23 protein-coding genes are annotated in these 22,206 nt (G+C 38.0%); 13 read left to right on the forward strand and 10 right to left on the reverse strand.

What is annotated here, in order from left to right:
• Positions 1 to 8 precede the first annotated feature (8 nt).
• The 4 genes from GSF09_RS01075 to GSF09_RS01090 all read right to left on the reverse strand — a co-directional run bounded on the left by GSF09_RS01075 (position 9) and on the right by GSF09_RS01090 (position 4,203).
• Positions 9 to 1,862, reverse strand: coding sequence for a DNA topoisomerase IV subunit B (locus tag GSF09_RS01075; protein WP_159799075.1), 1,854 nt, complete (start codon positions 1,860 to 1,862; stop codon positions 9 to 11).
• Between the two features lie 114 nt (positions 1,863 to 1,976).
• Positions 1,977 to 2,948 (reverse strand): transglutaminase domain-containing protein, encoded by a 972-nt coding sequence (locus GSF09_RS01080; RefSeq protein ID WP_159799076.1) that lies wholly within the window; start codon positions 2,946 to 2,948, stop codon positions 1,977 to 1,979.
• Between the two features lie 45 nt (positions 2,949 to 2,993).
• On the reverse strand, positions 2,994 to 3,680 hold the full coding sequence (locus GSF09_RS01085) for a TIGR02117 family protein (RefSeq protein WP_159799077.1): 687 nt from the start codon (positions 3,678 to 3,680) through the stop codon (positions 2,994 to 2,996).
• Complete coding sequence (locus tag GSF09_RS01090) at positions 3,661 to 4,203, reverse strand: NADPH-dependent FMN reductase (protein ID WP_159799078.1); 543 nt, start codon at positions 4,201 to 4,203, stop codon at positions 3,661 to 3,663. The genes GSF09_RS01085 and GSF09_RS01090 overlap by 20 nt, the downstream gene beginning before the upstream one ends.
• Positions 4,204 to 4,308: 105 nt before the next feature.
• On the opposite strand from GSF09_RS01090, the gene GSF09_RS01095 reads away from it, so the two are divergent.
• The gene (locus GSF09_RS01095; RefSeq protein WP_159799079.1) at positions 4,309 to 4,863 is read left to right on the forward strand and encodes an AAA family ATPase; all 555 of its coding nucleotides are present in this window, start codon (positions 4,309 to 4,311) and stop codon (positions 4,861 to 4,863) included.
• Positions 4,864 to 4,892: 29 nt separating this feature from the next.
• Here the strand turns inward: GSF09_RS01095 and ychF are convergent, their stop codons facing one another.
• Entirely contained in the window at positions 4,893 to 5,987 is a 1,095-nt protein-coding gene (gene ychF, locus GSF09_RS01100; protein ID WP_159799080.1) for a redox-regulated ATPase YchF, read from the reverse strand.
• A gap of 158 nt (positions 5,988 to 6,145) precedes the next feature.
• Between ychF and GSF09_RS01105 the strand changes: the two genes are divergently transcribed.
• Positions 6,146 to 6,679: a hypothetical protein gene (locus GSF09_RS01105; protein WP_159799081.1), complete on the forward strand. Its 534-nt coding sequence runs from the start codon at positions 6,146 to 6,148 to the stop codon at positions 6,677 to 6,679.
• Positions 6,680 to 6,751: 72 nt separating this feature from the next.
• Here the strand turns inward: GSF09_RS01105 and GSF09_RS01110 are convergent, their stop codons facing one another.
• Entirely contained in the window at positions 6,752 to 7,102 is a 351-nt protein-coding gene (locus tag GSF09_RS01110; protein ID WP_159799082.1) for a 4Fe-4S dicluster domain-containing protein, read from the reverse strand.
• 72 nt (positions 7,103 to 7,174) lie between these two features.
• Here GSF09_RS01110 and GSF09_RS01115 point away from each other — a divergent pair, with 72 nt between their 5' ends.
• From GSF09_RS01115 to GSF09_RS01135, 5 genes are all read left to right on the forward strand, one after another.
• Positions 7,175 to 8,233, forward strand: a complete 1,059-nt coding sequence (locus GSF09_RS01115) for an acyl-CoA reductase (RefSeq protein WP_159799083.1) — start codon at positions 7,175 to 7,177, stop codon at positions 8,231 to 8,233.
• Positions 8,234 to 8,307: 74 nt separating this feature from the next.
• Positions 8,308 to 9,381 (forward strand): 3-phosphoserine/phosphohydroxythreonine transaminase, encoded by a 1,074-nt coding sequence (gene serC / locus GSF09_RS01120; protein WP_159799084.1) that lies wholly within the window; start codon positions 8,308 to 8,310, stop codon positions 9,379 to 9,381.
• A 16-nt stretch (positions 9,382 to 9,397) separates the two neighbouring features.
• Entirely contained in the window at positions 9,398 to 10,360 is a 963-nt protein-coding gene (locus GSF09_RS01125; protein ID WP_159799085.1) for a D-2-hydroxyacid dehydrogenase, read from the forward strand.
• A gap of 78 nt (positions 10,361 to 10,438) precedes the next feature.
• A complete protein-coding gene (locus GSF09_RS01130; protein ID WP_159799086.1) occupies positions 10,439 to 10,882 on the forward strand; it encodes a DUF6146 family protein in 444 nt (147 codons plus the stop codon).
• A 29-nt stretch (positions 10,883 to 10,911) separates the two neighbouring features.
• A complete protein-coding gene (locus tag GSF09_RS01135; RefSeq protein ID WP_159799087.1) occupies positions 10,912 to 11,217 on the forward strand; it encodes a DUF6787 family protein in 306 nt (101 codons plus the stop codon).
• A gap of 55 nt (positions 11,218 to 11,272) precedes the next feature.
• Here GSF09_RS01135 and msrA read toward each other — a convergent pair whose 3' ends face one another.
• Positions 11,273 to 11,818, reverse strand: a complete 546-nt coding sequence (msrA, locus tag GSF09_RS01140; RefSeq protein ID WP_159799139.1) for a peptide-methionine (S)-S-oxide reductase MsrA — start codon at positions 11,816 to 11,818, stop codon at positions 11,273 to 11,275.
• A gap of 256 nt (positions 11,819 to 12,074) precedes the next feature.
• Between msrA and GSF09_RS01145 the strand changes: the two genes are divergently transcribed.
• From GSF09_RS01145 to GSF09_RS01155, 3 genes are read left to right on the forward strand one after another with little or no spacing between them, the layout of a single operon-like run.
• Positions 12,075 to 12,734, forward strand: a complete 660-nt coding sequence (locus GSF09_RS01145) for an ABC transporter ATP-binding protein (protein WP_159799088.1) — start codon at positions 12,075 to 12,077, stop codon at positions 12,732 to 12,734.
• Between the two features lie 4 nt (positions 12,735 to 12,738).
• A complete protein-coding gene (locus GSF09_RS01150) occupies positions 12,739 to 14,361 on the forward strand; it encodes a hypothetical protein (RefSeq protein ID WP_159799089.1) in 1,623 nt (540 codons plus the stop codon).
• 25 nt (positions 14,362 to 14,386) lie between these two features.
• On the forward strand, positions 14,387 to 15,151 hold the full coding sequence (locus tag GSF09_RS01155) for a TIGR02757 family protein (protein WP_159799140.1): 765 nt from the start codon (positions 14,387 to 14,389) through the stop codon (positions 15,149 to 15,151).
• Positions 15,152 to 15,278: 127 nt separating this feature from the next.
• Here GSF09_RS01155 and GSF09_RS01160 read toward each other — a convergent pair whose 3' ends face one another.
• The 3 genes from GSF09_RS01160 to GSF09_RS01170 all read right to left on the reverse strand — a co-directional run bounded on the left by GSF09_RS01160 (position 15,279) and on the right by GSF09_RS01170 (position 18,818).
• Positions 15,279 to 17,645: a T9SS type A sorting domain-containing protein gene (locus GSF09_RS01160; RefSeq protein WP_159799090.1), complete on the reverse strand. Its 2,367-nt coding sequence runs from the start codon at positions 17,643 to 17,645 to the stop codon at positions 15,279 to 15,281.
• An 85-nt stretch (positions 17,646 to 17,730) separates the two neighbouring features.
• A complete protein-coding gene (locus tag GSF09_RS01165; protein ID WP_159799091.1) occupies positions 17,731 to 18,090 on the reverse strand; it encodes a hypothetical protein in 360 nt (119 codons plus the stop codon).
• Positions 18,091 to 18,164: 74 nt separating this feature from the next.
• Positions 18,165 to 18,818 carry a DUF4294 domain-containing protein gene (locus tag GSF09_RS01170; RefSeq protein ID WP_236564829.1) on the reverse strand — a complete coding sequence of 218 codons (654 nt, stop codon included), beginning with the start codon at positions 18,816 to 18,818 and terminating at the stop codon, positions 18,165 to 18,167.
• A gap of 80 nt (positions 18,819 to 18,898) precedes the next feature.
• On the opposite strand from GSF09_RS01170, the gene GSF09_RS01175 reads away from it, so the two are divergent.
• The 3 genes from GSF09_RS01175 to GSF09_RS01185 all read left to right on the forward strand — a co-directional run bounded on the left by GSF09_RS01175 (position 18,899) and on the right by GSF09_RS01185 (position 22,098).
• Positions 18,899 to 19,987, forward strand: a complete 1,089-nt coding sequence (locus tag GSF09_RS01175) for a M42 family metallopeptidase (RefSeq protein WP_159799093.1) — start codon at positions 18,899 to 18,901, stop codon at positions 19,985 to 19,987.
• 46 nt (positions 19,988 to 20,033) lie between these two features.
• Positions 20,034 to 21,098, forward strand: coding sequence for a S9 family peptidase (locus GSF09_RS01180; RefSeq protein ID WP_236564830.1), 1,065 nt, complete (start codon positions 20,034 to 20,036; stop codon positions 21,096 to 21,098).
• A gap of 85 nt (positions 21,099 to 21,183) precedes the next feature.
• Positions 21,184 to 22,098, forward strand: coding sequence for a T9SS type A sorting domain-containing protein (locus tag GSF09_RS01185; RefSeq protein ID WP_159799094.1), 915 nt, complete (start codon positions 21,184 to 21,186; stop codon positions 22,096 to 22,098).
• Positions 22,099 to 22,206: the final 108 nt, after the last annotated feature.

A 22,206-nucleotide genomic window follows, 5' to 3' on the forward strand; every position in this document is an offset into this window, starting at 1 on the left:
TTAAATTATTACTCCTCCACCACATCCAGTTCAACCTTCAGGTTATTTATAATAAAATCCTGCCTGTCAGGTGTATTTTTACCCATATAAAACTCCAGCATATTTTCTATTGAAGTTGCTTTATCAAGCATTACAGGATCAAGGCGTATATTTTCTCCTATAAAATGTTTAAACTCATCGGGCGATATTTCACCCAGTCCCTTAAATCGTGTAATTTCAGGTTTGCCTTTTAGTTTTTCAATAGCAGCTTTCCTTTCCTCTTCGCTATAACAGTATATAGTTTCTTTTTTATTCCTAACCCTGAAAAGCGGGGTTTGCAGTATATATAAATGCCCCTCCTTTATCAGTTCCGGGAAAAACTGTAGAAAGAAAGTTATTAAAAGCAGGCGTATGTGCATGCCGTCCACATCGGCATCTGTGGCTATAACAATATTATTATAACGCAGGTTTTCCATTTCCTCCTCTATATCCAGTGCAGCCTGCAACAGGTTGAACTCCTCATTTTCATACACAATTTTCTTGCTCATGCCGTAGCAGTTAAGCGGCTTACCCCTAAGGCTGAATACCGCCTGTGTATTTACATCCCTGGATTTGGTAATAGAACCCGAAGCCGAATCTCCCTCTGTAATAAAAAGCGTGCTTTCCAAACTGCGTGGATTTTTGGCATCTGTTAAATGCACCCTGCAATCACGCAATTTTTTATTATGCAGGCTGGCTTTCTTGGCTCTGTCGCGTGCCAGTTTGCGTATTCCTGAAAGTTCCTTACGTTCACGCTCTGCCTGTAATATCTTTTTAAGCAGTGCATCGGCAGTTTCAGGATTGCGGTGCAGAAAATTATCAAGCTTGTTTTTTATAAAGTCGTTTACAAAGGTACGTACCGTGGCAAGGTTAGGCCCCATTTCAGTAGAACCCAGCTTTGTTTTGGTCTGTGACTCAAATACAGGTTCCTCTACCTTTATGCTGATAGCACTTACTATAGATTTGCGTATATCGGCAGCTTCAAAGTTCTTGTTATAAAACTCTTTAATTGTTTTTACAATAGCTTCACGAAAGGCACCAAGGTGTGTACCGCCCTGTGTAGTATTCTGCCCGTTTACAAACGAATAATACTCCTCGCTGTACTGCGTTTTACTATGTGTCATCGCAATTTCAATATCATCATCCTTAAGATGTATAATATCATAAATACGGTCTTCTTCACTAATGTTTTCTGAAAGCAGGTCTTTTAACCCGTCTTCACTGTAAAATTTTTCGCCGTTATAAATTATTGTCAGCCCTGTATTGAGGTAGCAATAATTTTTTAGCATTTTTACAATATACTCATTACGGTATTTGTAATTTTTAAATATGGTATCATCAGCCACAAAAGTAACCTTGGTACCCTTGCGCTTGGTTGTTTCAATTATGTCTTCCTCAAGCGTTATTTCGCCTGCCGAAAATTCAGCAGCTTTTTGCTGGTTATCCCTTACCGATTCTACACGGAAGTAATTAGACAATGCATTTACCGCCTTGGTACCTACACCATTTAAACCCACTGATTTTTTAAACGCACGTGAGTCATATTTACCACCCGTATTCATTTTGGAAACCACATCAACCACTTTACCCAGCGGAATACCCCGCCCGTAATCGCGTACGGTTACGGTTTTATCTTTTACGGTAACTTCTATGGTTTTTCCGGTACCCATTACAAACTCGTCAATGGAGTTATCTATCACTTCTTTAAGCAATATATAGATACCGTCATCGGGCGAAGAACCGTCGCCAAGCTTACCGATATACATACCGGGGCGCATACGGATATGCTCCTTCCAGTCAAGTGAACGGATGTTATCTTCAGTGTACTGATTCTGCTCCAGCATAAAATTTTCAGGAATTTCTGCTAATGTACTATTTCTGCACAAAAAATGAAAGCCGGATGCGCGAAACTTATCAAAAGTATCTTAAACATCCGGCAGTTATATATTAAATTTTTTCTACGGTTTTTCTATACGGTAGGCAACCGCCGATTTTTGATTGACATATATGGTTAAAGTACCCGCAGATACTGCCGAAAGTGGCACCTGGAATTCAGCTGTGTCGCCATTCCTCACAGGGACTATTTCCCTGAATATTCTTTCCCTGCTAAAGGCATAGGCAAGCCTATCTTCAGGTTTTAAATTTTTTACCTTAAAGGTAAGCACACTTGGCTTGGCTGTATAAGTACCCATAGCAGGAGTTAAAAATTCATAACCGCCCATGTGGTAATTGCCGTAGTATAATGGCAGGTTTGCAAAATCTCCTGCGGTAGCTTGCGTAAATAACCATTTTTCATCATCAGGGTAATGGTTCAGGAAAAACACTTTCGGATCGGTAAAAAAATATTTATCATTGAACCTGAACTGGAATACAGGAGGATTTCCCGATACTGCACCAGCCCCAAAAGTAACATCCAAAAGCTTCCACTGCCCGTCAATTTTAACTGCATTCCAGGCATGGTCACTGGCTCCCGGCATTTTGCCTATATGTGCAGGATGCGATTTGGATGTACCGGTAACAATAACAGCTTCCAAACCTGTTTTCTCAGCCAGAATCTTGTAAAGTGTAGAGTATCCCTGGCACACGCCCCGCCTGCTACGCAATGTTTTTAAGGCAAGGTCATATTCTAATTTCTTTTGTTTTTCAATTTTTTCCTGCTGTGTGGAATAAGAAAAGCCCACCGGCCTTTCATTAACGCCATAAGCAGCCAAATCATATTTTACATTGGTGGCAATCCAGGTAAATATAGCCCGCGCTTTTTCATCATCACGTTTAAAGTCTTTATTTATAAGCCCGGCCAGTTTATCTGTATCAGAAAAAGATTTAGGATAATCCCTTACAATTTCATCTGCTTTTGCATAGTCCTGCCCAAACGCAGTAAAGGAAACTAACAGTAAAATTAAATTGATTTTCAGAAGGATATTTTTCATGATGTACTTAAAACCAATAATCCTGCCATAAAATGTTAATGCACATTACCGGTAATGCAAAAATATCCCTTTGTCATATACTGTCCATAATGCTGCTTTTTGGTTGGCTGCCGTAAGCGCATTATTTGCCCATGTATTGCAGGTATAAAACAGGCTGTATTTATAGTGGGCTTCATAAAATGCATCATAACCGCCATAGCCCCTGTTTTTAATGCATTGCACTTTATTACTCGCATCTAACTGAAAACTCGCGGATATGTATTGCACAAGCCTTTTATAATCGGCATTACTTAACGTTAGCTTTAGGCAATCAGCATCTTGCTGTATATCTTTATAAAAATGAGTATGCATTGCCGATGTACCCAAATGCAAAGCTGCCTTGACAGCAGTACTTAGCTTCAGGTCGCTCCACTTTGGGGTATTAAGGTAAAAACCCTTATCTCCCCAGCCAAAGGCAATATACTCTGCAAGGCTGTCTTTTGAGGCGGTATGTGCAAAAAGTATTTCGCTGCTCCAGTCTTTTACCTTGTTTTTTACAGGAACAACAATATCTGTATGCACACCATTAGTACGTACATATATAGTTACATCTTTACCGGGCCTGACTTTACTGTTTACCGTAATATGGGATAACACAAATACTGCCGCTACATACAGTAATATAAAAGCTGCTATGCCCAGAAAAAACTTTTTAAGTATATGTACACCTCTTTTAAGATGTTTTTGTTTCATAGTCGAAGTTGCGTATAATATCCCTTAACGCATCGTCAAGCTCTTTATTGGATATCTTACCAGCCTCTGTATCAAAATTTTCATCAAATAACGGCAGGGAAAAAGTATCGCGTATATTGCCTCCATACCATTTAAGGCTTATCTTTGCTGCTTCAAGCGCATTTTTGCCACCATGCTTGCCGGGTGAGGTAGAAAGAAGCAGCATAGGCTTATTATCAAAAACCAGCTTTTTTTGCCTTGATGCCCAGTCGTAAATATTTTTAAAGGCGGCCGTAAGCCCGGCGTTATGCTCGGCTACCGAAAGTACCAACACATCTGCCGATTCCATCTTCTCCAGGAATTTTTGCGCTACCGGCGGCTTCCCTACTAATTTTTCCTTGTCTACACTGTAAAGCGGTAGTTCATAATCGTTAAGGTCTAATACCTCTGTTTCTTCCGCATTAAAAAGCTTAGCCGCATAGGTGGCAAATTTTTTATTGATTGAGTTATTACTGCTGCTTCCTGCAAAGGCTACTATTTTCATAAATTTTTCTGTTTTTGTGAAGTTACAAATTATAACCAACAAGATAAAGCTCTTTTATAAAACCTTAGCAACAGTTTAATGTCAGATTTAAAAACATTGGATAATATGGAAACTATAATTAACAACAATTTTTATGTAGTAACAGGCGGTCCCGGCTCGGGGAAAACAACATTGATTAAGGAATTAAAAAACATGGGGTATAACTGTATTGATGAAGCAGCACGGAAAATTATAATGGAAGAGGTTAAAAATAACGGTAAAGCCTTACCATGGAAAAACAAGCTGGAATATACAGAACTGATGCTTAAACAATCTGTTGCAGATTACTTACATGCTGAAAGAAATAATATAACATTTTTTGACAGGGGAATACCCGATACTTTGTGCTACTCAAAAATAATAAAATCAACTACCAAAGGAGTGGAACTCGCTGCACAAATGTACAGGTATAGTAAAAAAGTTTTTATACTACCACCATGGCCTGAAATTTATACTACTGATAATGAAAGAAAGCAGGATTGGGAAGAAGCTGTTTTAACTTATAAACTTATGAAAGAAACGTATACTGCCCTTGGATACAAAATAATTGAAGTACCAAAAGCTGATATAAAAAACAGGTGTCAATTCCTACTCAACCAAATAAAAAATCCCGCCAAATAGCGGGATTAATATTTATATTTCTATACTAATTACACATTAAAACGGAAATGCATTACATCACCATCTTTTACAATGTATTCCTTGCCTTCTACCCTTAGCTTTCCGGCTTCTTTTACTTTTGCCTCGCTGCCATAATTTACATAATCATCATACGCTATAACTTCGGCACGTATAAATCCTTTTTCAAAATCGGTATGTATAACGCCCGCAGCCTGTGGTGCAGTATCGCCTATGTGTATAGTCCACGCACGCACTTCCTTAACACCGGCAGTAAAATAGGTTTGCAGGTTTAACAGTTTATAGGCAGAACGTATCAGTGCGGAAGCACCCGGTTCTTTTAGGCCTAAATCTTCCAGGAACATCTGGCGCTCTTCATAGGTTTCCAACTCGGTAATATCAGCCTCTGTGCCTACTGCCAAAAATAAAACTTCGGCGTTTTCATCTTTTACCAGTTCGCGCACCTGCTCAACATATTTATTACCTGTTGCCGCGGCACCCTCATCTACATTGCAAACATATAATACAGGTTTGGTTGTAATAAGCTGAAAGCTTTCCATCAGCTTTTCTTCATCGTCATTTTGCGGTATAACCGTCCTCGCCGATTTTGCCTGCAGCAATGCCTGTTGTATCCTTTCTAAAAGGCTTACCTCTGCCTGCGCATCTTTATTACCTGTTTTGGCAGCTTTTTTGGCTTTTTCAAGGCGCTTTTCAATCGTTTCAAGGTCTTTTAGCTGTAGCTCTATATCAATAGTTTCCTTATCCCTTATCGGGTTTACATTACCATCAACGTGTACTATATTATCATTATCAAAACAGCGAAGCACGTGTATAATAGCATTACACTCCCTTATGTTGCCTAAAAACTGGTTGCCAAGCCCTTCGCCCTTACTGGCTCCTTTTACAAGTCCTGCAATATCCACAATTTCCACTGTGGCAGGAACAACACGCTCCGGCTTTACCAGTTCTTCCAGTTTTTCAAGCCTTGGGTCGGGCACATTCACCACGCCCACATTTGGCTCTATAGTACAAAATGGGAAGTTGGCACTTTGCGCCTTGGCATTAGACAAACAATTGAAAAGGGTTGATTTACCAACATTTGGCAATCCTACTATTCCTGCTTTCATCAGTAACTGTTATTTTAAGGGTGCAAATATAAGTTTTTGAATTTAAAAGCACCTTGCTTTTGTAAAACTGATTTTATAAATACTTTATGCTTTCTTTATCAGGGTTTTTAACATTGCAAAAATAATTTTGTAAATAGTTAAACCTAAAAACAGAAATTATGAAAAATATAGCATTAACACTAATGCTGGCGTTAGGGCTGAGCCTGAATGCACAGGTAAATAAAAATGTAACGAAGGAAACAAAAACTACTACAGTTACAGTAAATAACGGGCAGGAAAAGAAAAAGCTGGTAAAACAGGAAAGTACTGATGCTGTTCAGGATATAGAGCTTAAAGATGCAGAAAGTAAAAAACTGAACAAGGATATAAAGGAAACTCCTGTGGCAGTAACAAAGTCAACTACTATTTCGGGTGATGGCATACCTACACAGCAATTAGGCTCTACCACATACTACACTATGGATGGGCAGGATTATGTTTTTATAACCGATAGGATGGGTTACAGGATTGCTACTGAGAAAGATAAAAAGTATGGTGTTTTAAGAAAAACATCTAACGACAATTACATTTATAAAACCAAAGACAAAACCTCTATAGGATATTTTAAGGATAACGGTGATTTTGTAGTTGAAACCTATAATGATAATACTGACGGGGTAACTGTTGAAACTTACTCCCTTAAACAACAATAAATTTGTTAGATAAATTGCTATGAAAAAAGCCTGAAAATAATTTTCAGGCTTTTTTATTTTTTTTATTTGATGTTACTCATTGTGCAGGAATGCCTGCCTGTTTAAAAGTGTTTCCTCACTTTCAACATGGTTATCATCCGGCACACAACAGTCCACCGGGCATACAGCAGCGCATTGCGGTTCTTCATGAAAACCTTTACACTCGGTGCATTTGCCGGGTACTATATAATATATATCGTCTGATAACGGTGTGTGCGGCTCATCGGCATCAACTTCATCTCCCGAAGGAAGCACTACCCTGCCCTTCAGTTTGGTACCGTCTTTATACCTCCAATCATCTGCACCCTCATATATGGCGGTATTAGGGCACTCGGGCTCACAAGCCCCGCAGTTTATACATTCGTCTGTTATAATGATAGCCATAGCTGTATTTTTAATATTTAATACTGTAAATTTGTACAAAATTACGCCCAAATCCATTCATACGCAAACATAATGACGTTAACAGAAACAAAAAATGCTTTTGCAGAATTAGGTAAATTCCTTGGCCAGTTTCAGCCGGAAGCATCTATCAAAAATGAAGATGTACTTTATAATGACCCGTTTTTTGACAGCTTCCAGAATCTGATAAATAATTCTCAGTCACACAACCGCTGGTTTACCGAGGAGCAGGTATATTTTGCAGTACAATCATGGGCGGAAGCTTTAACTCCTGCAAACCTGGATAAATGGCTGGCTAATTATGCTATTGAATATACTACACCTAAAACTGTAGGGCTTGTACTGGCAGGAAACATACCATTAGTAGGATTTCATGATTTTTTATCGGTACTTATTACAGGGCATAATGCTTTAATTAAAACATCGTCTAACGACCAGTTAATATTACCTTTCCTTGCTAAATACCTGACTGCTGTTGCGCCGCAACTGGAAAACAGGATACAGTTTACCGAAGGGAAACTGGAAGGCTTTGATGCAGTAATAGCAACGGGAAGCAACAATACCTCGCGCTATTTTGAATATTATTTTAAAGATAAGCCAAGCATTATAAGAAAAAACCGTAATTCAACAGCCGTACTTAACGGCAGGGAAACCAAAGAGGAATTGATAGCTTTAGGTGAGGATATATTCCGCTATTTTGGTTTGGGATGCCGTAATGTTTCAAAATTATTTGTGCCGAAGGACTATGATTTCAAACTGTTTTTTGAAGCAATGTATGAGTATGCCGATATTATACATTATGAGAAATATGCCAATAACTACGATTATAATAAAGCAGTTTTTCTTATGAGTAATTATAAAATACTCGATAACGGTTTCCTTACGCTTAAGGAAGATAAAGGGTACGCCTCCCCTATTTCAAGCCTTTTTTACGAGTATTATGAAAATATTGATGAGGTTTGGAAAAGGCTGGCGGAAGAACATGAGCAAATACAGTGCATTGTATGCAATGACACTGATAAAGGTAATGTGCGCTTCGGGCAAACCCAAAAACCTGCATTGTGGGATTATGCCGATAATGTGGATACAATTTCATTTTTATCAAAAATATGATAAAATAATTGCAGATAATATTTAGTGTTTTTTAAGGCTATTTTTGAAATTTGCACTATCTATTTTACAACACAATGAAAAAGCACAATTTCAGTGCAGGCCCATCAATCCTGCCACAGGAAGTATTTGAAAAAGCATCACAGGCTGTTCTTGATTTTAATAATTCAGGATTGTCCATATTAGAAATTTCGCACCGCAGTAAGGATTTTGTTGCTGTTATGGAGGAAGCCCGCATACTTGCGCTTGAACTTTTAGGGTTACAAGGCAAAGGTTACCAGGCATTATTCCTTTCGGGTGGGGCAAGCCTTGAGTTTGTAAGGGTTCCTTATAATTTACTTACGGAAAACGGTAAAGCGGCTTATCTTGACACCGGCACATGGGCTGCAGGAGCCATTAAGGAAGCAAAACGCTTTGGCGAAACCAATGTTATAGCTTCATCTAAAGCTGATAATTATACCTATATACCAAAGGATTACAGCATTCCCGCAAATGCCGATTATTTTCACTGCACCAGCAACAACACTATTTTTGGTACGCAGATGCACTCTTTTCCTGAAACAGATGTGCCTGTTGTGTGCGACATGAGTTCTGATATATTTTCAAGGGAGCTTGATTTTTCAAAATTCAGCCTTATATATGCGGGCGCACAAAAAAACATGGGGCCTGCGGGTACCACATTGGTAGTAGTAAAAGAAGACATACTGGGGAAAACAGGACGTGAAATTCCGGGCATACTGGATTATGCCCAGCATATAGCAAAAGAAAGCATGTATAACACACCGCCTGTGTTTGCTGTATATACTTCCCTGCTTACATTGCAATGGCTTAAAAATAAAGGCGGCATAGCTGCAATGGAAAAGCTTAATGATAAAAAGGCAGCACTGCTTTATAATGAAATAGACCGAAACCCGTTGTTTACAGGTACAGCACATACGGAAGACCGCTCTAAAATGAATGTTACCTTCCTTTTAAAAGATGAAGCCCATACAGAGCAGTTTGACAGATTATGGAAAGAAGCAGGGATAAGCGGCTTAAACGGGCACCGTTCTGTTGGCGGGTACCGTGCTTCCATATATAATGCGATGCCGGTTGAAAGTGTTCAACTGCTCGTAGATATAATGCAGGAATTTGAGAAAAAAGTATTGTAAACTATAATTTATTAAAATGAAAGTATTAGCAAACGATGGTATTTCCCAAAGCGGAATTAAGGCACTGGAAAATGGTGGCTTTGAGGTAATCACTACCAAAGTGGCTCAGGAGCAGGTTGAAAATTATATCAATAAAAATAATATAAGTGTGCTCCTTGTACGTAGTGCAACCAAAGTGCGCAAAGATATTATAGACAATTGCCCGGGTTTAAAAATAATTGGACGTGGCGGTGTAGGTATGGATAATATAGATGTGGAATATGCACGTGAAAAAGGCATACATGTTATAAACACGCCCGCCTCATCTTCAGATTCTGTTGCTGAGCTTGTTTTTGCCCACTTATTTACTGGGGCCCGATTCCTGCATGATGCCAACCGCAATATGCCCCTGGAAGGCGACAGTAAATTTGACAGCCTGAAAAAAGCATACGCCAACGGCATAGAACTTCGTGGAAAAACAATTGGTATTATAGGTTTTGGTAAGATAGGTAAATCTGTAGCCCGTATAGCACTTGGGCTTGGCATGCGTGTTATCGCCTCCGACAAATTTGTAGGCAATGCAGAAATAAGGGTTGATTTTTATAACGACCAGTTTATTAACGTAGAGATACAAACAGAGCCTATTGAAGATATATTTAAGCATGCAGATTTTATCACCCTTCATGTTCCTGCACAGGACGGCTATGTTATAGGCAGGGAAGAACTCCAGGCAATGAAAGACGGTGTAGGCATTGTTAATGCTGCCCGAGGCGGTATTATAGATGAAGTTGCGCTTATTGAAGCGCTGGACTCAGGAAAGGTAGCTTTTGCCGGGCTTGATGTTTTTGAAGAGGAACCAAAGCCTGCCATACAGGTTTTAATGCATCCTAAAATATCTTTAACCCCTCACATAGGTGCTGCCACCCTTGAGGCACAGGACAGGATTGGGACAGAGCTTGCAGAACAGATAATCAGCATATTGAAAACAGAGAACGCATAGTTTAATACACCGTTAAATACAACAAAAAGCACCTGTAGGTGCTTTTTTATTTTTAACTTAACAGCTAAAATTCATGCTATGAAAAAATTTATATTGGCTATATGTATCTCATTCCTTGTTGTACTTGCCTGCAACACCCAGAAACAACTACCGCAAAGCGGCAGTCAAACTTCTACTGACACTAACACCGTTGCTAATGATACAGTTCGCATTGCCAACGATGAACTGGAATATGAAGTTATAATAATAGATCCCGGATTTACCGGATGGCTGGCCTCAAGGGCAAGGCCGAGGGGTTATTATTCCCAGGCCTATTTTGAAACTAAAAACCGTATATGGATAAACGAATGGAATTCACGTGTTATACAGCCCCAACGCTATGGTGACCTTTACCAGATGCGGATTGACTATGACCCTTCTATTGATTATGGTTATGAGGTAAATTACCTTATTTATAATTATCTTGTATATTTTCAATTAACCAACAGGCAAAAGCTTGGCGGTGTTGTGCCACAAAATTAAAGCAGTATATTTGCGGTATTACTGTAGGCATGGAAAAATTAAAGAAACGCTGGGGAATTACAAGCAACTTTCAACTTGTTGTTATATTTATAGTTTTTGCCGTAACCGGTTCTACTTCAGCCTACCTTTCCAAGCCGGTACTTGCATGGATGGGCGTTACTAAAGAAACCCTGCCGCTTTGGGTTTATGCGCCATTATATATAATTTTGATATTCCCTATTTACCAGGTACTGCTTGTTTTTTTTGGCTTTATATCAGGGCAGTTTAAATTCTTCTGGGCATTTGAAAAGCGTATGCTTAAAATGGTAGGATTGGGCTTTCTTTTTAAATCATAAAAAAAAGAACTCCTGACACGTAGTCAAAAGTTCTTCTTCTTATCAATACTGGTTATTACTGCTTTAGCTTAGACTTATAATTTTTTTTAAGTTTTTCAAGTTTCGGTGTTATTACTGCTGCACAATAAGGCTGGTTAGGGTTTTGCGCGTAATAGTCCTGATGATAATCTTCGGCAGGATAAAATGTTGAAGCCTTTGTTACTTTGGTAACTATTTTTCGTTCATAAATGTTCTGGTCAGTAAGTAATTTAATAAAATTCTCAGCCGCAGCTTTTTGGCCTTCAGTAGTATAAAAAATCTCACTCCTGTATTGTGTACCTACGTCTGCCCCCTGCCTGTTAAGCGTAGTAGGGTCATGTGTGGCAAAAAATATCTCCAGCAGGTCTTCATAGGCTACCTCCTCCGGGTTAAAGGTTATTTTAATGGCTTCGGCATGGCCTGTATAACCACTGCAAACTTCCTTATAAGTAGGGTTTTCGGTCTTCCCCCCTATATATCCTGAAACTACCTTTTCAACACCTTTAAGGTCAGTAAAAAAAGCTTCTGTACACCAAAAGCATCCGCCTGCAAAAATAGCGGTTTCTGTTTTTCTGTTATCCATAGTTGTTTGTCCTTCTTTATTTGCCTGTAAATTTTCACTTGCCGTTATACCCTGCCCTTTATTTTTAGACTGGCAGGAAACCGACACAATAGCAAGGGCAATTGTTATAAACTTTTTCATATAAATTTAAAATTAATCATCGTTACGCCAAAAAGGCAACAGTTAACTAAACTTTACAATATTTATATACGAAATATTGTGCCAAAAAACATTTACTATTTTTTAAATTGTTCGTTTCTTTGTAAAAATGCAATACATGATACAGGCAAAAAACATACATAAATATTATGATAAGCTCCACGTTTTAAAAGGGGTTGACCTGCATATAAAAAAAGGTGAAATAGTTTCTGTAGTGGGTGCATCGGGTGCCGGCAAAACAACGCTATTGCAGATATTGGGAACATTGGACAACCCTGCTGCTGAAAGCGGCACATCGCTTACAATAAACAATACTGATATACTAAACCTGAAGGATAAGGCATTATCAGCCTTCCGTAACAAGGAACTGGGATTTATTTTTCAGTTTCACCAGTTACTGCCTGAATTTACAGCACTTGAAAATGTATGCATACCAGCTTTTATTGCAGGCAAATCCAAACAGGAAACTGAAAAAGAAGCGGAAAGGCTATTGGATTACCTGGGTTTGGCACAAAGGGCAAGCCATAAACCGGGAGAGCTTTCCGGGGGCGAACAGCAGCGTGTAGCCGTAGCCAGGGCACTTATAAACAATCCTGCCGTAATATTTGCCGACGAACCATCAGGCAACCTTGATACTGCTTCAGCCGAAAACCTGCACAAGCTGTTTTTCAGGCTAAGGGATGAAATGGGGCAGACTTTTGTAATTGTAACCCATAATACAGAGCTTGCCGATATGGCCGACAGGAAACTGGTAATGAGTGACGGGCGCATAATGTAAAGCCATGGCAATTGTACTGGCATACTGGCTTTTTCTCTTTTTCCTTACGCTCCCCTATGGTATATTATCTGCAGGGATTTTAAAGCTGGAAATTAAAAATGCTTTGTTATTTCCCGTTTTAGGAATGTTTTTTCTTGCGGTGACATATTCTATAATTGCTTTTTTCTTTCCCCTGAATACTATTGTATTTATTATTACGTGTGTTTTTGCTTCTACACTTTATTTTTTACAAAACAGCAAATTAAAAGCTGCAATAGGAGCTTTAAAAAAATCATTATTTACACTAACAGCAACTACAAAATTTATAATTCTAATAGTGCTGGCAGCAGTATCTTTAAAATTTTCACTACCACCTCAACTAATTGATAATTATAGTTATTATATACAGTCAATTAAATGGATAAATGAATATGGATTTGTAAAAGGCCTGGCTAATTTACATTTGTTTTTTGGACAGGCTTCACCCTGGCATGTTTTACAGGCAGGTCTCAATTTCAGTTTTTTAACCAACAGGATAAATGATATTAACGGCTTTATCTTTATATTGGGAATACTGTATTATTTTACCGAGTCAGTTAAAAATAAAAATTCATGGATTGGTTTTATGCCGTTTTTCAGCTTATTATTTTTTCCATTTCTTGACGCTCCTTCACCTGATTTGCCTTTGCTTGTACTTACCCCCATAATCCTGCATTTATTTTTAAAGGAAAATTATAAGGTTTCCTATATACTTTTTCTTTTCATCGCCTTTGTAAAAATAACTATAGCACCGCTGGGAGTTATCTTCTTGATACTTTTTTTAAAAAACAGAAACAACATCTTACTTTTTACATCAGGCTTTATAATAACGGGCTCAATATGGATAATTAAAAATATAATAATTACCGGGTATCCAATATTCCCATTAACTATCCTATCAGTAAATACTGACTGGAAAATACCGCAGGAAATAATTACATCAATAGGCAGTATTTCCAACAGTTTTGTATATAATGCCCCGGTTAATGCAAGCTGGACACAAAAAATAACAAACTGGTTTTTAGTTCCCGGTATAGACGGTTTTTTTAATAAAACAGCCGTTATACTTTTTATTATAATGCCTTGTATTGGCATATTTAGGAAAAATAAAAACCTAATGCTTATTTATACAGCATTACTTTTTCAGTTTGTCCTATTGCTTTTAACTTCTCCGCAATTCCGCTTTTTCCTGCCCGCAATTTTATTTTTTTCAGCTTATATATTGCATGTAATATTTAGCGGTGCTTTATTAAAGTACAGAGATATAACAATAACATTAGGGAGTATAGGCTGTATTTTTGCCTTTACAGGTTTATTACCTGAAAATAATATCATTAAAAACAGTAACCAATTTAGTTTAAGTTATCTGTTGGTACCCGAAAAAAACAATGGTAATGAAAAGATAAATTATACTAAAACCGCTACAGGCAACCTTAACTACTATTCACCTGAAAAAGATTTTATTTATTATACGGGAAACGGCCCCTTGCCCTGCCTTAATAAAAAGCAGTTAGATTATATTAAACAGAAAACAGGTTATATACCGCAACTGCGTAATGAAAAAACCGATGCTCCATTAAGCGGAGGATTTATTTCTGTAAAAAAGTAAACAACAGTATCTTTGCATGATGAAAATGAATAATGAAGAACTGAAGTCCTTTCTTGACGATAAGGTACTGCAATACAACAACCCAAATTTTATTGAAACCGACCCCATACAAATACCGCATCTCTTTAAAGTAAAAGAAGATATTGAAATAGCAGGCTTCCTGGCTGCCACTATTGCCTGGGGCAACAGGAAAATGATAATAAACAATGCCAAAAAAATGGTTGCCTTAATGGGTAATAGCCCGTACGACTTTATAATGTTTCACCATGAAGATGACCTTGAGAAATTAGAAGGTTTTGTACACCGCACATTTAATGCCGATGATTTCAGGACATTTATAAAAGCACTGAGAAACATTTATACAAAGCATGAAGGGCTTGAAGGTATATTTACCTTGCATAAAGGGGAAAATTCCTTACAGGGCGGGATAAGCCGTTTTAAAAGTATATTTTTTGAAATTGAGCACCTTCAGCGAAGCCGGAAGCATATTTCTGATCCTTTAACGGGTTCTGCAGCAAAAAGAATAAATATGTTTTTAAGGTGGATGGTGCGCCGGGATAATGTGGGAGTTGATTTTGGTATATGGAAAAACATTACGCCCTCGCTCCTCTCCTGCCCGCTTGATGTTCATTCCGGAAACGTTGCCCGAAAGCTCGGGCTTTTAACCCGTAAACAAAATGATGCCAGGGCATTGCAGGAACTCGATGAGCAACTGCGCCTACTGGATAAAAATGACCCGGTAAAATATGACTTTGCCTTATTCGGGTTGGGTGTATTTGAAGGTTTTTAAAATAAAAAAGAGTGGTTTCAAAAGTGCTAAAGCATTTTGTCATTCTGACGACAAGGGGAATCTAAACAAGTTATTTAAGATTCTTCACTTCATTCAGAATGACATTTTTGAAACCACTCTTTATTTTTTACTTTACAACCAGCTTTTTAGTTACTGATTTTCCGTTTGATTCGGCAGATATAAAATATATACCTGAAGTTAATGCAGATATATTAATACTATCCTGATTTCCTGTTACAGATGCCGAAAGTACTTTTTTACCCATAACATCATGCACAGTAACATTGGCATTAGTAACCTCATTATTAAAATTAAGGGTAACTGTGCCTGAAGCAGGATTGGGATAAACCGTGAAAATACCGGCAGCAAAATCTTTATTGCCTGCCACATTTTGTACTGTAGTGGTTACAGTGTTGGTTATAATAGCCTCATTAAAATCAAAATAAATGGCTGCGGTAGCCGACATTGAATCACCTAAAGATACACTTGCTTTCGGCTTTATTTTATAGCTTACAAAACCATGGCTTGCAGGCTCATCTAACGCGGTATAGGCAAGATTAATGTTATCAAAGAAAAACTGGAGATTACCGTTGCTGCGCTCTACACGGTAGCCATGGCTTGCCCCTATTGGCTGAAAAGTTTCCCAGTCAAGGTTGGCATCAAGCAGCGTTTCAAGCCTCACATTTACGGCATGGGCAGTTCCTGTATTCTGAAAACGGATAGTATAATGCAGGTATGCTTCCGCCTGTACTTCTGTAATATATTCACCTTCGCGCACCAGTATATCATTAGGGTCATAAGAATTCACAACCGTTTGTGATAATACATCAGTATTATTAGAAGCGTTATCATCATCTACCGGCAGTATATTGGCACCAATAGTAATAACATCTCCTGCATTTACTGTAGGCGGTGTTAGTACAGTAAAGTTTAGTATAACCGATTTGCTTTCCATTGGCTGTAAATTGGTATAATTTAAAATAACGGCATTGGGCGATTGTGTAACCGAACTGTTATTTGAACCGTTAAATGTCATTTTTCCGCTTTCATAATATACGGTTGCAGTACCGCTTACAGGATATGTACCATTATTTGAATACACTAAGGAATAAGAAATATTAAAACCCGGGCGCGGAGTGCCAAGCGGAACAAGGTTCACTGTAACATCGCTTACAGGTGTTGGGGCTGAAATACAAAAATCTTTATGCATGCCATCTCCGGGCATACTAATACTATAACCCCCGGGAGTGGTATTTAATGACATATTATTTTGTACTACCGTTACCACACTACTGCCAGCAGGCATATTGGTAAAAATATAATAGCCGTTTTCATCTGTAAATGTCTGGTAAACCGTATTTCCTGCAATATTGTACATACTGACATTTGGTGCAGGCTGGTCGGACGCTGAACAGCCATCGCCATCAATATCATAAGTTACTTTCCCTGAAATTGTATTATTTGTACAACCCACAAGGTCTATAGTTAATATAGCATAGCAGCCACCTGTGGTATTGCTAATCCTGGCATAAACGGTTTTTTGGTTTTCAGCAATATAATATGAAGAAGGATTTTGGATAGCATTATCCTGATTTTCCGCATCATCTTCAGTTTCATAATAACTTATAAGTAAATCTCCGGCAAACTCTATAGCCTGTGTAAGGTCAAAAACTGCAACATTAGCTTCATTACAGGAATTAAGGGTTACTGTTAGCTCATCAAAAGATTCAATGATAGCAATACTCACCATTTTCTCATTACTGCAGCTTGGAGTTGTATTACTGGCTGCATAAACATAAATTACCTGTGATGAGGTTATTACAGTACCTGCCGGTAAAACAACACCGCCACCGCCGGGCTGTGTAAAATAAGTACCCACACTAAGTGGTGGCAATGTATAACTTTCACATTCTACTATCGATTCAGGAATATTTATAACCGGGGTGGGTAGTACAGTAATTGTAAAACTTGTTTCATCAGTACAGCCACTCAATTCTCCATAAATATAAAGTGTTATTGAAACAGTTATCATATCGCCGGGCAACAACATTGTACCCGTGCCGTTAGGACCTGTATAATAATTACTAAAATCTACATTTAATGGTGGTAATACATAACTGCTGCAAACTGTTACATTAGGCTGGGAAGGTATCCATATACCACCCCATGTAACAATAAATGAAGTTATTGCATAGCTTGCATCACCCATATTTGTAACCCTGATATAAATTTCCTGACTCTGTAAATTTGGTATATAAAAAGTAGGATTAGTTATAGATTGCTCATTATCCTCAGCGTTCTGTTCTGTTTCAAAGAACGAAACATTAAAATCTGCTGGGTTTTGGTCGCCCAATACGGCAGGTATTTGCACGGTCAGGTCAAAAACCTCATTGTTACACTGATTTATATCATTAACAGGATAGGCAACAGCCTGCGAAAATGCATTAATTCCTGTAAAGAGCACAATTGTGGCAATAAGTAATTTTTTCATCATAATCGATTGATTTGTTTAACTGCAAGTATAACAATTAATTATACAAATGCCCTATGCTAAACATCAAAATATGATGAAATAAATTTTAAACCTGGCTGTGGAGCATTACCTCATTTATGTTCAGGTTATAATAACTCCTGTATTCAGGGTTAATAATCACCTCAAATTTTTTACGGAATAAAACATATTCCTCATTGGTAAAATCTTCTAGTATAATTTTTACCAGGTAAGGCTGCCCTGCAATAAATTTTTCCTTGTCAATACATATAACCGATGCATCAAAACAGTCTTCATACTGGTGGTAAAAGCCTGCTCCTATAGGTTCAAACTTATTAGTGTTTATATTCCTTGCCTTTAAAAGCGATTTTAATTCAAGCTCATTAGTAGCAGCCCTGCCTGCCGGTTTGGCTTTTTTTCTTTTAAGTGTTGCAGTTATAGTTTCCATACCTTGCTTTTTCGGCAAAGTTCTCTTTTAATTGCTAAATGCATATTAAGGTTAATGTAAATATTTATTAATTATTACTGTTTATCCATCCACTTCTGGGTTATGGCAGCATAATCAATTTCAAAGGCTGGTTCCTGCCTTATTAGGCGCCTCTCGGCAAAAGCCTGCAATAAAAAGCCTTCAATATAGTAATCTTCGGGCACTGTTGCAGGATTGTATTTTTCCTTAATATTTATGCTGAAAAGCTTTGCCATCCGGTTAGCCCAAAAGGCTTTCCAGCCGCTTTTATGTTCCTTTATCAGGTCAAAAGTTGATTGCCCCGTTTGCCTGTATATAAGCTTTACCAAAATTTGGCCGTCTTTTCTTGAAAGTTTTTTCAACTGGTCTTCAAATTCAGTTTCAAGGTATTTCTCCACTATTTTGGAGTATTTTTTCTTTTCCCTTTCTGTTTTCAGCTTTGCCATGTTGGCATTAAGCACTGTAAGCCTTTCGGCGGCAATTTTGGCGTAGGGGTAAACTTTAAGTACCCTTCTCCTTAAAATAAGCAATTTTTTTCTTTCCTCTTCCGAAAGTGTACTTTTAACATTGGAAATTACAATTTCCTCCATTTCAATATTAAAAACAATAGAGTCGTTTTCCATACCGTTTTTAATGGTATCGGTAATTACCTGGGCACGTGATGATAACGATGCCAGCAGGATAAAAATTAAATAAACCCTTGTTTTCACTAAGCTGAATTTTATACCAAAATTATGCATTTATATATAACTCTGTAATCAAATTTATATTTTAGCTGAAAAATATAATTATGTCATCAAAATCCATACTGAATTCATCATCCCTAAACTTTCTTGAAAAATACCTTAACAATGCCTCGCCTACAGGCTATGAAGCCGGCGGGCAAAAAATATGGATGGAGTATGTAAAGCCTTATGTAGATACTTTTATAACCGATACTTATGGAACTGCTGTGGGCGTTATTAACCCGGATGCACCTTATAAGGTGGTAATTGAAGGCCATTCAGACGAAATATCATGGTATGTAAACTATATAACTGATAACGGCCTGCTGCACGTAATTCGCAACGGAGGTTCCGACCATATGATTGCTCCTTCCAAAAGGGTAAACATACACACGAAACAGGGTGTAGTTAAGGGCGTTTTCGGTTGGCCGGCAATCCATACCCGCAACCGTGGCAAAGAAGAGCCGGCAAAGCTTGAAACCAATTTTATCGACTTAGGATGCAGTAATAAAGAGGAAGTGGAAAAAATGGGAGTGCATGTGGGCTGTGTTGTTACCTACCCCGATGAGTTTATGGTTTTAAACGACAATAAATTTGTGTGCCGTGCCATTGATAACCGTATCGGTGGATTTATGATAGCTGAAGTGGCAAGGCTTCTACACCAAAACAAAAAGAAACTGCCCTTTGGCTTATACATAACCAATTCTGTTCAGGAGGAAGTTGGTTTGCGCGGTGCCGAAATGATTACTAAAACAATACGCCCTAATGTAGCTATTGTTACCGATGTTTGCCATGATACCACTACCCCAATGATAGACAAACGTATTGAGGGCGATACACAAATTGGCAAAGGCCCGGTTATAACCTATGCCCCTGCTGTACAAAACAATTTACGTGAACATATACTGGATACGGCACAGCATAATAACATACCTTTTCAAAGGCTTGCGTCTTCGCGTGTTACAGGTACCGATACCGATGCTTTTGCCTATAGCAACGGTGGTGTGGCAAGTGCCTTGATATCCTTGCCTTTGCGCTATATGCACACTACTGTGGAAATGGTGCATCGTGATGATGTTGAAAACGTTATCAGGCTTATTTATGAAACACTGCAAAAAATACAAAACGAAGAAACCTTTTCTTACTTTAAATAATCCTTTAAACCCTGCCCGATGCAGGGTTTAAAATTAATATAGCTATATGATGAAATGTATTTCTATCCTCTTTTTACTAGGTACTGCGCTAAAATGTTATAGTCAAAAACCACAGGAGCCTCTGCCGCCCTACCCTTACCATACCGAAGAAGTATATATTGAAAATAAATCCGACAGCATAAAACTTGCCGGCACATTAACACTACCTGAAAAGGGAAACAATTTTCCTGTAGTACTACTACTTAGCGGTAGTGGTGCGCAGGACAGGAATTCCGAGCTTTTGGGGCATAAGCCTTTTTTAGTGCTTGCTGATTACCTCACCAGAAACGGCATTGCTGTTTTACGAATGGACGACCGAGATGAAGGCCAATCGGGAGGCGTGTATAATGAGGCCGGTGTAAAAGAATTTACTGAAGATGCTTTATATGCTATAAACTATTTGAAAAGCAGGAAAGAAATAAATAAATCGCAAATCGGGTTAATAGGGCATAGCCTGGGCGGCATAGTTGCGCAGGTTGCCGCTGCCAAAACAAATGATGTTGCTTTTATTGTGCTTATGGCCAGCCCCGGTATTGACGGAGATAAATTAATGCTGCTGCAAAAGGAAGTTATAGAACGCAAATTAGGCGGTAGTGATGCTTCCATAACCATTGGGCAACAGCAAATTGGCATGGCATATAAAATAATACGCAACCCGGAGCTTGATGATGAAGCCAAGAAACTGAAATTAACAAACTACCTTACCGCTATTTACGGTATGGCACTGCCTAAACAACAGATTGAAGGGCTTGTAAGCCAGTTGTCTTTCCCTTGGTTTTCAGATCTTATCAAGTACAATCCATCTGAAGTACTTGCAAAAATCAAATGCCCTGTTTTAGCTTTAAACGGCTCTAATGACCTGCAGGTTGTGCCTTCCAACCTTAATGCTATTGAAGAAGAACTGAAAAAAAATGGCAATACCAAAGTTAAGGCTATTGAAATGCCTAACCTTAACCATTTATTCCAGGAGAGTAAAACCGGCTTGCCAAATGAATATGCAAACATAGAGCAAACCCTATCACCTGAAGTGTTGAAAATAATTAAAAACTGGATTGTTGAAATTACGAAATAGCCAGTATTAACAAGGGTTTTGAATTTTATTAACTTCTAAAAAGCTCCTAAATATGTATATTTGTTGATATTAATATTTGAAAGCTATGAAAAAAATTTATTCTTTATTATTTGTTTCTTTATCATTTGCAACCTTTGCGCAGCAAACCATTTCTTTTGAGGCAGGCGAAGGTTATCAGTTAGGCACTTTGCATCAGCAAAATGGCTGGGAAGTTACCGAAGGCTCCGATGGTATTATAGAAAACCAGGTTATCAGCAATGAAGCTGCTTCCGATGGTAATTTCTCTTTTAAAAATGCCTATGAACCTGATTTTGATTTTCAGTGGTTTCCTATTTTTGGGGCTGCAAAAGCTTTTGATGAGCCGGCAGACTATAGCAGCTTCACCATATCTTATGATGTTATGGTAACCGAAAAAATGGGTGCTGACTTTGAATTTACACTTTATGCTGTTGATGCTTCAGAGGAATTTACACCGGTTGCGGGGGTAGGAATTGAAAACCGGGGCTATATATACCTGATTAAAGATGAAAATTACGGTTTTGATTATGCACAGGCCGAGTGGGATGCAAACCAGTGGACAAATGTAAAAATTGAAGTTACTACCGAAGAAATAAAATATTATATAAATAATGTGCTTGAGGCTACAATTCCCAACTTTAGCCAGCTGAATATTGAAGGTTTCAATATGCTGCACAATAATTACGGTGGTGATGGTTATTATGATAATGTTGTAATCACTACAGGGAATTTAAGTACTGAAAAGCCGATACACACTGAAAGCATTACTGTTTTTCCAAATCCTGCAAATAATAACGTATCTGTAAATTTACCAAATAGCACAATTGTTGATTCTGTAGCCATTTATAACATTACCAGGCAAAAAGTTTTGACAACCGCAAATACTCAAAATATAGATATCAGCAGCCTTAGCGCAGGAACTTATTTTATTAAGGTTACAGGTAATAATGCCGTTTACACAAAAAAGATTATTAAAAGCTAACATCCATTTACCTATAATAAAAAGCCCTGTTTAAGCAGGGCTTTTTATTTTGTTATAATTTGATGTAAAAATAATTTATGCTTAATACTAAATAAATCATTTTATTTG

The sequence above is a fragment of the Flavobacterium sp. MK4S-17 genome (genome assembly GCF_009848495.1).
In the GTDB taxonomy this organism is placed as follows: Bacteria; Bacteroidota; Bacteroidia; order Flavobacteriales; family Flavobacteriaceae; genus Flavobacterium.